Below are 14,853 nucleotides of genomic sequence, written 5' to 3'. Positions count from 1 at the left end.
TGTTATATCCATGGCAGTTACTGACCTTCATTTTAGTTGGCATATTTTTCTTTCGTAGGTTAAATGCCTGTTTTATAGTGAATTTCGTCAGTAACTTCCAGTTCTTTTTATCTGAGCTATGCAACAAAGCCCACTGGAATCCAGTCTTTCTTACCAACAAAAACTTAGAATAACTTTTGTTCTTAAAAAATTTCTAGATTCCAGACTCATGTTTCAATGTTAAACAAGGTACAATAGAATTGAGTAGGGTAATTTCTAGGGAATTATTATATTCTAGAAAAAGTAAAATGTCATCCAGATAGACTAATATACAAGGTAAGCTGAATGTCTATAAGGAAAAACAGCAAGGCTTTTAGGATTTGCTATAAATCGCATCAGGAGCTCAAGAGTACAGCTTACAATTACAGATAGGTATAGTTGAGTTTAAAGTAACTACATCAATTTACTACAATTTTCAAACCTATAAGCTGCTATGCAACAAAGCCCTGTGTGGGTATAATTTTGACAGGATACAAAGCTTAATGGAGAAAGTTACGAACATCAGTGAAAAACATGGCAATTTTATTCTCATTTGCAGCTGCTATCACGTCTTGATCTTTCAATGAGCCACCTGGCTGAATTATAGCTGTAATTCCATGCTTTGCACTCTCTACTATACTATCTGGAAATGGAAAAAATGCATCTGAAGCAAGCGCTGCGCCTTTACATTTTTCACCTGCTTTTTTTACTGCAATATTCACACTATCTATTCTGCTTGTTTGTCCTGCACCGATGCCAATAGCACAACCGTCTTTTGCTATCACTATTGCGTTGGATTTCACATGTTTACATATTTTCCAAGCAAAAATAAGATCTTCCTTCTCTTTTTTTGTTGTAGTGCATTCTGTCACTCGGTTTATTTCTTCTACTTTTACTGTATGGTTATTATTTTCTTGCACTAAGAACCCGCCAACAACATTTTTGATTTGATATTTTGCATTTTGCTGAAGAGATTGATGAATAATCACTCTTAAATTTTTCTTTTTTTGTAAAATTTTTAGCGCCTCATTGTTTACCGATGGTGCTATCACCACTTCCAAAAATATCTCGTTTAATTTCTCTGCTAGCTTTAAATCTATCTCCCGATTGAAAGCAACTATTCCACCAAAACTGCTTATTTCATCACATGATAGAGCTTTTTCATATGCTTTTAAAGCACTATCACTAACAGCAGCGCCACATGGATTATTGTGCTTTATTATCACTGCTGCAGGTTCTTGAAACTCAGAAATTATGTTAAGTGCAGACTCTATGTCGACTATATTATTATAGCTCAACTCTTTTCCATGTATTTTCTCCAGTGGATACTTGCTAAATTGATTGCTATAAAATGCAGCTTTTTGATGAGGATTTTCACCATACCTGAGTCCTTGTGCTTTACATCCATATAAAGTAAAAAACTCTGGTAACTCATTGCTTTTACCCTGTGATAAAAACCAATTGTAAATATTAGAATCATACTGTGCAGTCAGAGCAAATGCTTTAGTTGCTAGATGTTTTCTATATTCTAATGTTGTCTGATTGTTATTTTTGATCATCTCAGCTTTCAGTGTTTCGTAATCTTGAATGCTAGAAATCACTGAAGTGAAATGAAAGTTTTTTGCTGTAGCTCTAATTAATGCTACTCCACCTATATCTATTTGTTCTATGATTTGCTTCTCACTTGAGTTGCTATTAACCGTTTTCCAAAATGGATATAAGTTAGTTATAAGCAGATCTATCGGCTTAATTTCTAGATTCTGCATTTCCTTTTCGTGCCTTTTTCGATCACAGAGTATTCCTCCATGAATTTTAGGATGTAAAGTTTTCACTCTGCCATCTAGTATTTCTGGAAATTGTGTGTAATCTGAAACTTCTTGCGTTTTTATTCCCGCACCTGATAGCACTTTATAAGTATTCCCTGTTGAGAGAATTTCTATTTGTTGCTGCATCAAAAACGATGCAAGTTCAATTATATTTGTCTTATCGTATACTGATATTAAAGCTCTTTTAATTTTCATATGGAAGGTTTCTTAAGATTATATCTAAGAAAAGAAAATTTGTCTATATATAGCTACTACGTCATACCGCCACGTTATCCACAACTGTACGAACATTGTGATACAAGAGACCAAGAAAGATGTCATCCCAGTGCCCAGACACTGGGATCCAGAAAACTTCACTTTAAATGAACACACCAGGTGGCTGTACAATAGAAACTGGATTCCAGTGTCAAGCACTGGAATGACACCATCTACTACTCAAATTACCTGCAAATTGCAATGTTCGTACACCAAAACGCGTTATCTTGTTGTAGATTCCGCTAACAAGCAGCGGAATACCAAATTGTAGAAGTTGCTTTAGCTCTTCTCACCCTCCCTTCAAAGTAGTCTATTCTATAAATTTTTTTGTTAAACTTGATTTTAAGCCACGAACAAAATCTTTAATATCGCAAGGATTTCTTCCTTCCATTTGTACAACTTTAGGAATTAAAGTACCACCTTTTAAACTTATATGCATATTATCATTAATGATTTCACCTTGTCCTGAAGTGAAGGCTTCAAATTCAGCATCAAGTATCTTGATACGTTTATTCTCTACCTTAATGAATGCTTTTGGATAAAATGCTTTAACCTTTCTATAAGCAATTTCACAGGCGTCACTTGCGTAAATTTTATAGTCTTTTACTTTGTCAGCATAGCACGCATCGTTATCGCTCTGTTTTAAGGGAACTTGCTTTTCAATTTCGTTTAGTACTTTCAGCAGTAAATCACTACCTAATTCAGACAATTTATCATACAACGTCTTATAATTATCGCTTTTTTCAATAAGAAATTTTTTCTGTTTTAAAATAGGGCCAGAATCTAATCCTTCATCTAGCTGCATAATGCTAACTCCGGTTTCTTGATCTCCGGCTAAAATTGTGTGCTGTATCGGAGCTGCACCGCGCCACCTAGGCAGCAATGATGGATGAATATTAATACAACCATATTTGGGAATATTTAAAATTTCTTTTGGAAGTATCAATCCATACGCAGCAACAACTGCAACGTCTGGCTTAAAATTTCCAAACTTTTCTTGCTCTATCGAAGATTTTAAAGAGGTAGGAGTACATACCTCTATGTCACTTTTTTCAGCAACGATGTGTACTGGCGATTTTGTTAACCTCTGCCCACGTCCAGAAGGTTTTGGAGCTTTGGTATATACTGCTACTATTTCACTCTGTAATTTCAATAGTAAGTTTAACGCACCAACAGCAAACCCCGGTGACCCCATGAAAATAATTCTCATGTTTTCAGGTGTGTTTGCTTTAGGAATTTTCTGCTAACTTACTATTTACAGTTTCTATTAATTTAGCAAAATCATCCTTATGATTAACAGCCATCTCAGCAAGAATTTTTCTATTCAAATCAACTCCAACAAGTTTAAGACCATGCATAAACCTACCATAAGTAAGTCCATGTTCTCTTGCCGCTGCATTAATACGTATTATCCACAAACCACGAAAATCACGCTTGCGATTTCTTCTGTCTCTATAAGCATACTGTAGTGCTTTTTCAACCCTTTGTAATGCAATTCTATAACAATTCTTTGCCCGTCCTCTATAACCCTTTGCTAATTTTAATACCTTTTTATGACGAGCATGAGTAGCGACTCCACGCTTTATCCGAGCCATTTTTATCTTACCTCCATTTTATTAAATACCATAAGGCATATAAAGTTTAACTATACGCGAGTCAGATTTATTGAGAATCGTTGTACCGCGTTGATTACGAATATTAGATTTACTTCTCTTTACCATGCCATGTCTCTTACCTGACTGAGTAGAGATGACTTTACCCTTAGCTGTAAGGTGAAAGCGCTTTTTGACAGAAGATTTGGTTTTTAATTTTATTTTCGTCATATTCTAAACAAATTTACAAACACCACTATTTAGTTCTTTATTAGTAATTAAGTATGAGTATAGATAATTTTATTAAAGAATCAAATTAAAATTGTATTTTAAAGCAGCTTGAATGTAATCACACCCAGTATATGTGTTATACCTTCTTCATTCCCAATTGGTAGCAATACTTGCCTTATTTTAACACTTTCACTTTCTTCCTCTTCGTTAATTGAGCATTTACTCTCTATTACAGTCTCAAGTTTATCAATAACTGCATCTATTTTATATAACCGCAAAAATGGTGCATCAATTGCATACTTATCATCGATGTACATCTTTTTTTCAAAACCATAGAATTCAATAGCTTTTTCTCCTGCATTTTCACAAATATAACCTCGATCTTTAACTTCAATGATAAAACAATGCTGCCATGACTCCATGATTTCTGCAGTGTCTATTTCATGTCTTTCTGGCCATTCTCTATCTGATCCTTTTATATCACTCCAATGTTGAGTAACTATATTCACTATTCTTCTTTCTTTGCCTGCATAATTTTCCATTCGAAATTCCACATATAAAACACAGATATGAGGTAAATTTATCGTGAATGTATTGATTTTTTCTTACTAAAGGATGTAGATTATTGAAAATTCTCATCCTGTTTACACAACAGGTAATGATAAATTAAGTATAATAATTAGAGCATAAAAATTATTAAATGAGGAAACTGTAAAAAAATAACAAAAAAATTCTATTTTTGCAATATTTTGACTAAATAATACTATTACCTCTACTTTCTAAGGTTATTGCACTTAATAAATTACTAGATGAAGTTTCTTCCTTAGAACTACTATGGCTTTTATTTTTTCTATTATAAAACCAACATTTAAATGGTACAGCTGCTGCGATAGCTGCTAACAAGACTACTCCCATTGCTAACATATCTACTGTTAACACTCCCATATTTTCCTTATTTGATCGAGATGTTTCCAATAATTTAAATCTTCTCAAGTTCCTATCATGAATCATAGGATTACCCAAAATATTTGTCGTATTTTTAACATTTCCTATATTTTGAATTGTAATTCCATTACTAGCGTTTGATTTTTTCATTTCTTCCATTACTTGTTTTAAGTTTGGTAGTTCTGTTGTTGTACTTTCAATATCAACAGCTTCCAGCTTTTGCAAATTCTCATTACTCAAAAACTCTTTGAGATACTTTTCATAAAACTCTTTGGCATTATATCTTTTATAACTTCGTATTCTTCCACTCTTGAGGTCAGAAACAATATCATCAATCATCACTTTTGGATTTTCTGCATGCACTATTTCTCCTTCAGCAACAAGAATACGATAAGATGTATCGTCAAGCATACATACATACTTAAGTTTTAAATCACCTCCTCCCAATAGAAAATATATTGTTCTGTTTTGTTCTACATCTCGCAATTCTGATTCAATACTAATCCATCTATTCCTTTTTTCCCTATTGATTGATCTTTTTTTTCCTACAGTATTTTTAAATCTTCTTGACATATATGACCCCCAAGCTGACCAATATTTCCTTATGTATAAAAGATAAATTATTTAAGTCCACATCTTTTCACTAAGATTTTTATATTTTTATTATACTAAATAATACATATATTAATATCTGAATTTCTCATTGCAATTTATTATACCTTAGTAAAAATGATATAAAATTAGAGAAAGAATTATAAATTTTGTGTAAGACAGGAAAATTTCTTCTCCTTTGGTCCCAGAGCATATAAGTGCTGTAAGCGCTAAGTTGATGGCACTGTTGTGCCATCAAACTCTGGAATTTTACTCAACACTAATCTGAGAAGATAGATGTGCTACCGATGTAGCATTGCTGAGCAAAGATTCTATTTCTGATGTAGATCCGGAATGCTCAAGTTGAGTTTGTTCAGGAAGGTTTTTCATAGCTTTTTCAACATCGTAGCTACCTTCCCTATTTTTTCTATGCCATACAAAGTATCCTAATCCTGCAAAAGCTACTGCTAGCACTCCACCCAATATACCACCAGCAATCCCTGCTATTCCTATATACTGTCCTCCATTTATTTCGGGTAATTTAGGCCCTTCCACATCTGTGCTATTAAATATAGAATGATCTAATACTTCTTGTGAATTACTATCAAAACGGGAAACACTACTTATACCTTCAGGTGTAATTCCATAACTAGCGTTTGACTCTTCTATTTCATTTATTACGTCATTAATCTCTTTAGTAGTTACTTTGCTTGATGCAAAATCGAATTCTTGTTTTGTTAAAGAAGCTGATTCGATAGTTACACCTTCCTTCATCTGATAATCAATTTCTTCAGTAGTAGATCCTCTCAATTGGCTATTTTCATCAGTTCTTTCTTTTAGCTTTTTTGAACTATCCTTACCCAATTCATCTACAAGGTTTTGTAGATATATTTTCTTAAATTCTCTATAACTATATTCTTTACCTTTTTCTATTTCTCCACTCTTAAGACCTAAAATAATTCTATCTATTGTCGATTCACGAATTGCTTGAGGAATGTCTATTGAATTTACTATTCCTGTAACCAAGCCTATCTCAGCTGCTCTAGAAGATATAGAGAGGTCTTTTACTGTTAAATTCTCTCCTTTAATTAAAAATTCTACCCTTCTGTTTTGTTTTATACTTTCCAAGTCAGATACAATTCTAATTGTTGGACCATCCATCTCCTGCTTATTTGTTGTTTCTCTCTTTCGCATGCTATTCTTAGTGTTTTGGAATTTTTTTGGCATTTCACACTCCTTAAATTAATTAATAAAAGTATTATTTGAATTAACAAATACTTCTCTATGTTAGTGGATAAAATATTTAAACCTATATCTTTTTATTAAAATTTTTATGTAAAAGTTACTTTTATTATACTAAGTAATATATATATTAATATTTAGATTGATAAATTGATTTTACTTCTGTTACAACTTATTATGCATAGATAACCTCAGTAAAAACGATGAAGCTAAACGAAATTAGAGAAAGATTTATAAAATTTTTTGTAAATAATAATCATGAGCAAGTTCCTTCTTCTCCTTTGATTCCAGAGAACGATCCAACACTCATGTTTACAAATGCTGGTATGGTACAGTTCAAAAACATCTTTACCGGCACGCAAAAAACTGAAATGAAACGTGCCGTCTCAAGTCAAAAGTGTCTCAGAGCAGGTGGTAAACACAATGATCTTGAAAATGTTGGCTATACATCTCGGCATCACACATTTTTTGAAATGCTCGGAAATTTTAGCTTTGGTGATTACTTTAAAGAAACTGCGATAGAATTTGCGTGGAAATTTATTACTGAAGAATTGTCTCTTGATAAAAACAGACTATCCATAACTGTTTACCACACTGATGATGAAGCATATGAAATTTGGCGTAAGATAAGTGGCTTTTCAGATGATAAAATCATAAGAATTACAACAGATGATAACTTTTGGAGCATGGGCAATACTGGTCCATGTGGCCCATGTTCTGAAATCTTTTACGATCATGCAAATCAGGATTTGCATGAAGACGACAGAATTGTTGAAATTTGGAACCTGGTGTTCATGGAATTTAATAAAGATGAAGAAGGTAATTTACAAAAATTACCAAAAAAATGCATCGATACCGGAATGGGCCTTGAAAGAATAGCAGCTGTTATGCAGAACGTTCATGATAACTATGATATTGACCTATTTTCTGCTCTGGTAAGTAAATCGCAAGAGTACTGTGGAAATACGGAAAATAAAGTAGCTCATAAGATTATTGCAGATCACCTTCGTGCAGCTGCATTTCTCATCGCAGAAGGAGTACTTCCTGGAAATGAAGGAAGAAATTATGTACTACGCAGATTGATCAGGAGAGCAGTACGTTATATCCATCTACTTGGATATAATGATTCTCTATTGAACCTTGTTTTTCCTGCACTCATAGATGGCACAAGTTTGGCTTACATGGGAGATGCTTATCCAGAGCTAATCAGAGCTAAAAGCTTAATAGAAACAACGTTAAAATCAGAGGAAGAAAACTTTAAAGACACTTTAATGAAAGGCATTAATCTCTTGGACAAATTCACTACAGATTTAAAATCAGGTGACACTCTATCTGGAGAATCAGCATTCAAACTATATGACACTTATGGATTTCCTTTGGATATCACACTTGATATTTTGAAAGAAAGGAAAATAAATTTTGACCAAAAAGGTTTTGATAATGCAATGAAAGAGCAAAAAGAAAGAGCACGTGCTAATTGGACTGGATCTGGTGAAAAGTCTGTTGAACAAGTATGGTTTAATTTAATCGATCAGTTTGGCAAAACGGAATTTGTTGGTTATGAACGTGATGAAGTAAAGGATGCAACAGTACTCGCAATAATTTCCTCTAAAAATGAAGTAATTGATTCTGCAAAAGAAGGAGAAAAGATAACTATTATACTTGATAAAACACCTTTTTATGGAGAGTCAGGTGGACAAGTGGGAGATATTGGAAATCTTATACAGTCTGATGGAAGTATGGTAACAGTCGAAAATACCAACAAGATTAATGACTTGTATTTGCACAGGTGCGTCGGCTCAATTTGTAAAGGTAACACAGTTACAGCTAGTATTAACAAAAAAAGAAGACAAGACTTAAGAAGAAATCATTCAGCTACACATCTTCTACACTTTGCACTCAGAAAAATCTTAGGTGATCACGTTACTCAAAAAGGTTCTCTAGTCGCACCAAATAGACTAAGATTTGACTTTAGTCACAATAAGCCAGTCACTCAGGATCAGCTGTCTTCAGTAGAAGATATAGTAAACTCTCTAATCAGAGAAAATCTTTCTACGTCCACAAAAGTTCAAGGTATGGATGAGGCAATAGACGAAGGAGCGATGGCCTTATTTGGTGAAAAATATGGTGATAATGTTAGGGTTGTAAAAATTGGAGATTCAAAAGAATTATGTGGTGGTACACACGTGGAGCGTACCGGAGAAATTGGTTTGTTTAAGATAGCAGCAGAATGTTCCATTGCATCTCGAGTAAGAAGAATTGAAGCTTTAACCGGTCAAGAAGCAATTAATTATGTACGCAATAACGAAATTAGCTTAAAAAAAGTTGCAGAATGCGTAAAAGCACCAGTAAATGAAATAATAAGTCGACTCAGTATTTTAAGCCAGGAGCGCAAAGAATTTGAAGTCAAAATAAAAAATCTTTATAAAAAGCTTATCAGTGCAGAAGCTGTAAAAAGTACCGAAATAAATGGAATAAATTTCGTAAGCCACACTTTCAATAACGTTCCAGGAAGTATAATAAGGGAATTTGCTCTACAGCAACAAAAACCGAAAACTGTAATAGCCTTCATGGTAACAGAAAAGGATAAAACAGTTTTGATTGTCAAAGTAAGTAAAGATTTAACTAATAAGATCAATGCAAAAGAGCTAGTATCTACTGTAACCAGAAGGGATTGCGGTGGAAATGCCGAACTTGCCCAAACAGGCTGTGATAACAATAAAATAGATGATGCCATTACAGCAATCCATAGCAAAATAACATTTTGCAAAAACTAATACACCCTACTACCTCGGTATCTTTTAACCGTGAACGGAATCGTCAAGGTATTATGCAAATAGGGGTAGAGAAGACTTAACTGTCAAATGAGCATATCAGGTAATAAGAACTGGATTACAGCTCCATGCTCTGGAATGATATCTAGGTTTAAAGTCTACATAAAAATCATTTACAATCTACGTTCAATATGATAAGTTAAAAACAGTTTATTCCTCGGTAGCTCAGTGGTAGAGCAGTTGGCTGTTAACCAATTGGTCGCTGGTTCGAATCCGGCCCGGGGAGCATTGTTTTATACAATCTGCACATTTCATTTTTAGCCCAGAATTCACTAACTTTTCTCTGTCTCTTAAACAGACAAAACTGTGGAGTTATATAGCTTTAAAACCTTTACTTTCAAAATGCAAAGATGCCTGTACCTCACTTAGCTTACTACCTGATTCTTCCCCTATTTTTCTTTTATTACACTTACTTTGCAGTGAAGGCAGGACATTTTTAGGGAACGTGCTATCAATATAACAATAATTAAAAATAATTGAAGTAAGACGCACCAAATTTCCACTCGCCAAAGTCTGTGAACCTCTGTAATTAATGCTGTTATCATATACTTTAAGTGTAATAAGATTTATAAGATTCCCACTCGCTAAAGCCTCTGCACCTTTGTCACTGATTTCATTCCATCCTAAACTAAGCAACGTAAGATTTGTGAGATTTCCACTCGCTAAAGCTTTTGCCCCCCTATCGCCAATTTTATTATCATATAATTTAAGCTCAGTAAGACTTGTAAGATTTCCACTTGCTAAAGCCTCTACACCTTCATCACCAATTTCGTTTCCTCCTAAATCAAGCGAAGTAAGATTTATAAGATTCCCGCTTGCTAAAATCTTTGCACCTTCTGTACCAACATAACTGCAACTTAGATCAAGTGAAGTAAGATGAGAAAGCTGAGCTAATTCTTTTATAACCTCATAATTAATTTTTGAACATCGTAAAATAAGTCTTGTAATGTTTGTATTGCTTTTTAAAAAGTTTACTAATCTATCAACATTAATCATAGCACCTGATGTTGCTAAAGTATTATCCTTTACATATTGGCTATAACTCATTTGACCTCACTATTAAAGCTATGCAAGTGTTTTAGTAAACACTTCAGCAACTGTCAATCACTTTAATAAAATATTTTATGAAAAAACTCATATACCATTGCCTCTACGCAGCTTTTTCTATCTCCTACTTTAACACAAAAGTTGTGAGAAGAGTTTATTTTTGGTATCATCGGGGGTTTTCGATGTTAATTTTTATATGAACTTTAAATCAGTCGTTTTATGTATACTAGATGGCTGGGGCAATGGAATAGAAAATAGTAAATACAACGCTATTAGCAATGCAAATCTCCCTTGTTGGCAACATATTAACTCTAATTATCCAAAGTGCAGTTTATCTGCCTGTGGAACTGATGTTGGATTACCAGAAGGCCAAATAGGCAATTCAGAAGTTGGCCATATGAATATTGGCAGTGGTAGAGTGGTAATGCAAAGCCTTCAGCGTATTAATCAAGAAATCGAAACGATAGAAAATAATGCAAATCTACAGAATTTTATTAATGATCTAAAAAGTAAGAATGGCATATGCCATATAATGGGATTGATATCAGATGGCGGTGTTCATTCGCATCAAAAGCACATTTCAGCTTTAGCAAACAAGATATCACAGCGCGGAATTAAAGTTGTAATACACGCATTTTTAGATGGCAGAGACACACTGCCAAATTCAGGGAAAAGATGCATTCAAGAATTTACAGAAAGCATAAAGGAAAATGATATAAGAATCTCCACTATCTCTGGGCGTTATTATGCTATGGACCGTGATAATAGGTGGGAAAGAACAATTGAAGCTTATGAAGCCATCGCATTTGCAAAGGCGCCTCGTTATGATGATGCAGTATCGCTCATTGATGAAAATTATCAAAATAATATAACCGATGAATTTATCAGGCCCGCAGTAATAGGTGATTATCAAGGTATAAAACCAGAAGATGGACTACTACTGGCTAACTTTCGTGCTGATCGAATGATACAATTGGCAAGTATTTTGCTAGGCAAAACAGATTACGCTAAGGTAGCAAAATTTTCTTCAATTCTAAGTATGATGCAATACAAAGCGGATTTAAAAATCCCTTATCTCTTTCCTCCTGAATCTTTTGCCAACACTTTGGGACAGATAATAGAAGACAATAAATTACGGCAACTGCGCATTGCTGAAACTGAGAAATACGCGCATGTGACTTTCTTTTTTAATTGCGGAAGAGAAGAACCTTTTTCCGGTGAAGAAAGAATACTAATTCCTTCACCAAAAGTTAAAACTTATGATTTGCAGCCTGAAATGTCAGCCTTTGAGCTCACAGAAGAGCTTGTAAAAAAAATTCATTCTCAAGAATTTGCGCTGATAGTTGTAAACTATGCTAACCCTGATATGGTAGGACACACAGGTAATATAAAAGCGGCTGAGCAAGCAGTACTCGCTGTAGATGATTGCCTTGCAAGAGTGCTGAGTACTGCTGAACAAGTTGGTAACACCGCACTCATTATTACAGCAGACCATGGCAATGTAGAATGTATGTTCGATGAAGAAAATAACACGCCTCACACAGCACACACTCTAAATAAAGTTCCATTCATTGTATCTTGTAATAATCTAAAACTAAGAGATGGAAAATTATCTGATATTGCCCCCACTATTTTACAGCTACTTGGACTCAAAAAGCCAAATGAAATGACAGGTAGTTCGTTGATTGTATAATTTTTCGTATTACTCTCTATTCACAACTGTTGTAGTTTGAGACACCGGAAGGGTGCTATTCAAACAGCCCCTTGTCGTTTAGGTAGCCCATTCGGTGTCATCTCAGTGCTTGACACTGGCTTCTTGATTCCTGGACTCCAGCGTCACGCGCTGATCATCTTTGTTCATCTAAAAAGTAGCAGATTTATGACGGCAGTGCCCAGAGGTGTAATTCAGTAGCACCTTGTCGTTCCAGTAGCTCTTTCGGTATTATCCAAGTAGCCTATTCGGTGTCATCCCAGTGCTTGACACTGGGATCCAGGAATTTTATTAAATTTACGAGTATAAAAGTAGCTGCTTTATGTTAAATACAACGTTTTGATGATTATGAAAAACCAGTGTCAAGCACTGGAATGACATCTTCCTACAGATAATGTTCGTACAGTTGTGCGTCAGCTATTTGAATGACATCAAATAGACGTGCTTGAATTTAACCCAACTTTTAAATTTTTCGCTGTTAGTACTAATGATTCATCAAAGAAGCTATTAATATCACTAATACTAACTATGCTTTTTGTACTGATGGATTTATCAATTCTTTTAACTAAATTGGATAGAACTTTATTAGGCCCAATTTCAACGAATTTATTAGTGCCACGGCTTGTCATATGTAAAATCATTTCTCTCCACCTCACTCTGCTTATGACTTGCTTAGCGAGCAAAGCTCTTATGATCTCTGGATCACTTTCTTCCTTAGCTGTAACGTTTGATACAAAAGGAATCGAAGGGCGAGTTATGTTGATGCTTTTTAAAAATTCCAGAAGTTTTTCATCAGCAGGTTTCATAAAAGATGAATGAAAAGACCCACTAACTTGTAATTTTATCATTTTCTTGACACTTGAGTTTTTGAATAAATCAGGTAAGACCTCAAGAGCCTCTGCAGTACCACTCACCACTACCTGTCCACCACCATTATCGTTTGCAATTTCACAATCAATTTGAGCTGATTTTAATATACCTTCTACTTCACTTATTTCTGCTCCAAGTAGAGCAAACATTCCACCTTTGCATTTTAGTGAAGCTTCATGCATTGCTTCGCTACGAACTTTTAGCAACTTGACTGCAGACTCAAGCGTCAATGCTCCTGCAGCACATAGCGCTGCGTACTCGCCAACTGAATGCCCACAAACATACTGAACGCTGTAAAGAGATTCACCAAATACGTGCTTCATAACACGTAGCGTTGCAATTGACACTGCCATTATAGCTGGCTGAGCGTTTTCCGTGATGGTTAATTTCTCAATAGGGCCATTGAAAATCAAATGAGACAGCTTTCTACCCAATATGTCATCTACTTCATCAAATACGTTCCTTGCAACTGAAAATTCATCATATAAGCTCTTTCCCATTCCTACAAATTGGGAGCCCTGACCAGGAAAAGCAAAAATCATAAAAAATTTTTCATTCTTCATTGAGAATACTACTTTATTTATTTTTTGTCAATATTTCACAATAATGATTGACCAAATGAACCAGATTCACTAAAATCTTAGCTGGTAAGAAATTTGTAAGAACAATGGCAGAAATCGATTATCACAAAGTTACTATAGTTATGACAGATGGTCAAGAGTTTGAAACTTATTCCACTTATGGAAAAGAAGGTCAAAGAATAAAGCTTGATAGAGATCCTCTTACTCATCCTGCATGGACTGGAAGTTTGACAAGCGGTTCAGGGGAGAAGGATAGTAAAATAGCTAAGTTTAATGATAAATACGGGAGTCTTTTTTAGTTCCTTCCCTCTTTAATTTAACATGTATAAATATAAAAATGTAGGCTATATTGCTTCTTTGCTACCCAAGTCTCAGGAAGTATCTAAACTACTACAGAAACTCAATTTTATCAATATAACAGAAGAAAGTAAGTCTGAAGTTGATTTGCTGATAGTTGTTGGTGGTGATGGTTTTATGCTACGCACCCTGCACGACTACGTCATAGGAAATAAAGATACACATGTGTATGGAATAAATACCGGTAATGTCGGGTTTTTAATGAATAAATGCTTTGAAGATCTAATTGATCATATAGAACATGCAGTTCCTACTCAGCTAACTTTACTAAAAATGGAAGCCACAGACATAAGTGGCAAAAAACACCGTTACATCGCAGTAAATGAAGTGTATGTCTTTAGAAATGCAAATCAAATAGTGGAGATGAATATTACCATTAATGATAAGCTAAAAGTAGAAAAATTCAGAGGAGATGGAATTATATTGTCTACTCCCACAGGCAGCACTGCATATAACTTCTCTGCCGGTGGGCCAATATTACCACTTAATTCAAATTTATTTGCACTTACTTCCATAAATAGTTACTACCCAAGGCGTTGGAATGGAGCTCTAATCTCAAATGATACAATAGTGCAAATTGATATCAACGACGTGGAAAATCGTCCAGCACTTGTAGTATCAGATTACAAGGAATTTCCTGATATATCGCAGATAAAAATGCAGAAAGATCACGAAAACACAGTCACTCTGCTTTTTGATAAAGATTGCTCATTAGACGAGAGGATTTTTGATAAGCAATTTTTATACTAAATT

At 34.4% G+C, this 14,853-nt stretch carries 13 protein-coding genes, 1 tRNA gene and 1 pseudogene; 6 read left to right on the top strand and 9 right to left on the bottom strand.

What is annotated here, in order from left to right; translation table 11 throughout:
* Positions 1–518 precede the first annotated feature (518 nt).
* Positions 519–2,039, bottom strand: coding sequence for a bifunctional phosphoribosylaminoimidazolecarboxamide formyltransferase/IMP cyclohydrolase (gene purH, locus JR312_RS00730; protein ID WP_006013536.1), 1,521 nt, complete (start codon positions 2,037–2,039; stop codon positions 519–521).
* Between the two features lie 127 nt (positions 2,040–2,166).
* Between purH and JR312_RS00725 the strand changes: the two are divergent.
* Positions 2,167–2,322, top strand: a pseudogene (locus tag JR312_RS00725) (WPE palindromic element domain-containing protein); the annotation flags it as partial.
* Between the two features lie 87 nt (positions 2,323–2,409).
* On the opposite strand, the gene fmt reads toward JR312_RS00725, so the two are convergent.
* From fmt to JR312_RS00695, 6 genes are all read right to left on the bottom strand, one after another.
* Positions 2,410–3,309: a methionyl-tRNA formyltransferase gene (gene fmt / locus JR312_RS00720; protein ID WP_211908448.1), complete on the bottom strand. Its 900-nt coding sequence runs from the start codon at positions 3,307–3,309 to the stop codon at positions 2,410–2,412.
* 19 nt (positions 3,310–3,328) lie between these two features.
* A complete protein-coding gene (gene rplT, locus JR312_RS00715) occupies positions 3,329–3,694 on the bottom strand; it encodes a 50S ribosomal protein L20 (protein ID WP_264331293.1) in 366 nt (121 codons plus the stop codon).
* Between the two features lie 21 nt (positions 3,695–3,715).
* Complete coding sequence (gene rpmI, locus JR312_RS00710) at positions 3,716–3,922, bottom strand: 50S ribosomal protein L35 (protein ID WP_006013548.1); 207 nt, start codon at positions 3,920–3,922, stop codon at positions 3,716–3,718.
* A gap of 98 nt (positions 3,923–4,020) precedes the next feature.
* Positions 4,021–4,464 (bottom strand): PAS domain-containing protein, encoded by a 444-nt coding sequence (locus JR312_RS00705; RefSeq protein ID WP_019236701.1) that lies wholly within the window; start codon positions 4,462–4,464, stop codon positions 4,021–4,023.
* Between the two features lie 211 nt (positions 4,465–4,675).
* Positions 4,676–5,440 (bottom strand): hypothetical protein, encoded by a 765-nt coding sequence (locus JR312_RS00700; protein ID WP_416647474.1) that lies wholly within the window; start codon positions 5,438–5,440, stop codon positions 4,676–4,678.
* Positions 5,441–5,728: 288 nt separating this feature from the next.
* On the bottom strand, positions 5,729–6,685 hold the full coding sequence (locus JR312_RS00695; RefSeq protein ID WP_416647473.1) for a hypothetical protein: 957 nt from the start codon (positions 6,683–6,685) through the stop codon (positions 5,729–5,731).
* Positions 6,686–6,903: 218 nt separating this feature from the next.
* Between JR312_RS00695 and alaS the strand changes: the two genes are divergently transcribed.
* On the top strand, positions 6,904–9,477 hold the full coding sequence (gene alaS / locus JR312_RS00690) for an alanine--tRNA ligase (RefSeq protein WP_416647472.1): 2,574 nt from the start codon (positions 6,904–6,906) through the stop codon (positions 9,475–9,477).
* A gap of 211 nt (positions 9,478–9,688) precedes the next feature.
* A tRNA-Asn gene (locus tag JR312_RS00685) sits at positions 9,689–9,760 on the top strand.
* 86 nt (positions 9,761–9,846) lie between these two features.
* Here JR312_RS00685 and JR312_RS00680 read toward each other — a convergent pair.
* Positions 9,847–10,581 carry a leucine-rich repeat domain-containing protein gene (locus JR312_RS00680; protein ID WP_264331298.1) on the bottom strand — a complete coding sequence of 245 codons (735 nt, stop codon included), beginning with the start codon at positions 10,579–10,581 and terminating at the stop codon, positions 9,847–9,849.
* 196 nt (positions 10,582–10,777) lie between these two features.
* Here JR312_RS00680 and gpmI point away from each other — a divergent pair, with 196 nt between their 5' ends.
* Positions 10,778–12,274: a 2,3-bisphosphoglycerate-independent phosphoglycerate mutase gene (gene gpmI, locus JR312_RS00675; protein ID WP_264331299.1), complete on the top strand. Its 1,497-nt coding sequence runs from the start codon at positions 10,778–10,780 to the stop codon at positions 12,272–12,274.
* A 449-nt stretch (positions 12,275–12,723) separates the two neighbouring features.
* Here the strand turns inward: gpmI and fabD are convergent, their stop codons facing one another.
* Entirely contained in the window at positions 12,724–13,704 is a 981-nt protein-coding gene (gene fabD / locus JR312_RS00670; RefSeq protein WP_416647477.1) for an ACP S-malonyltransferase, read from the bottom strand.
* Positions 13,705–13,829: 125 nt separating this feature from the next.
* On the opposite strand from fabD, the gene rpmE reads away from it, so the two are divergent.
* On the top strand, positions 13,830–14,042 hold the full coding sequence (rpmE, locus tag JR312_RS00665; protein WP_006013575.1) for a 50S ribosomal protein L31: 213 nt from the start codon (positions 13,830–13,832) through the stop codon (positions 14,040–14,042).
* A 22-nt stretch (positions 14,043–14,064) separates the two neighbouring features.
* On the top strand, positions 14,065–14,850 hold the full coding sequence (locus JR312_RS00660; RefSeq protein ID WP_264331300.1) for an NAD kinase: 786 nt from the start codon (positions 14,065–14,067) through the stop codon (positions 14,848–14,850).
* Positions 14,851–14,853: the final 3 nt, after the last annotated feature.

The sequence above is a fragment of the Wolbachia endosymbiont of Nasonia giraulti genome (genome assembly GCF_048054155.1).
In the GTDB taxonomy this organism is placed as follows: domain Bacteria; phylum Pseudomonadota; class Alphaproteobacteria; order Rickettsiales; family Anaplasmataceae; genus Wolbachia; species Wolbachia pipientis_C.
The sequence above is the reverse complement of the archived record's forward strand: the minus strand, read 5'-3'. Positions and strand labels throughout refer to the sequence as shown.

What these genes read in the sequence shown, in the direction of transcription:
- rplT (WP_264331293.1), bottom strand. Translation starts at nt 3,694, where the DNA reads ATGGCTCGGATAAAGCGTGGAGTCGCTACTCATGCTCGTCATAAAAAG.
- fmt (WP_211908448.1), bottom strand. Translation starts at nt 3,309, where the DNA reads ATGAGAATTATTTTCATGGGGTCACCGGGGTTTGCTGTTGGTGCGTTA.
- JR312_RS00695 (WP_416647473.1), bottom strand. Translation starts at nt 6,685, where the DNA reads ATGCCAAAAAAATTCCAAAACACTAAGAATAGCATGCGAAAGAGAGAA.
- JR312_RS00680 (WP_264331298.1), bottom strand. Translation starts at nt 10,581, where the DNA reads ATGAGTTATAGCCAATATGTAAAGGATAATACTTTAGCAACATCAGGT.
- rpmI (WP_006013548.1), bottom strand. Translation starts at nt 3,922, where the DNA reads ATGACGAAAATAAAATTAAAAACCAAATCTTCTGTCAAAAAGCGCTTT.
- alaS (WP_416647472.1), top strand. Translation starts at nt 6,904, where the DNA reads ATGAAGCTAAACGAAATTAGAGAAAGATTTATAAAATTTTTTGTAAAT.
- rpmE (WP_006013575.1), top strand. Translation starts at nt 13,830, where the DNA reads ATGGCAGAAATCGATTATCACAAAGTTACTATAGTTATGACAGATGGT.
- JR312_RS00705 (WP_019236701.1), bottom strand. Translation starts at nt 4,464, where the DNA reads ATGGAAAATTATGCAGGCAAAGAAAGAAGAATAGTGAATATAGTTACT.
- JR312_RS00660 (WP_264331300.1), top strand. Translation starts at nt 14,065, where the DNA reads ATGTATAAATATAAAAATGTAGGCTATATTGCTTCTTTGCTACCCAAG.
- purH (WP_006013536.1), bottom strand. Translation starts at nt 2,039, where the DNA reads ATGAAAATTAAAAGAGCTTTAATATCAGTATACGATAAGACAAATATA.
- fabD (WP_416647477.1), bottom strand. Translation starts at nt 13,704, where the DNA reads ATGATTTTTGCTTTTCCTGGTCAGGGCTCCCAATTTGTAGGAATGGGA.
- gpmI (WP_264331299.1), top strand. Translation starts at nt 10,778, where the DNA reads ATGAACTTTAAATCAGTCGTTTTATGTATACTAGATGGCTGGGGCAAT.
- JR312_RS00700 (WP_416647474.1), bottom strand. Translation starts at nt 5,440, where the DNA reads ATGTCAAGAAGATTTAAAAATACTGTAGGAAAAAAAAGATCAATCAAT.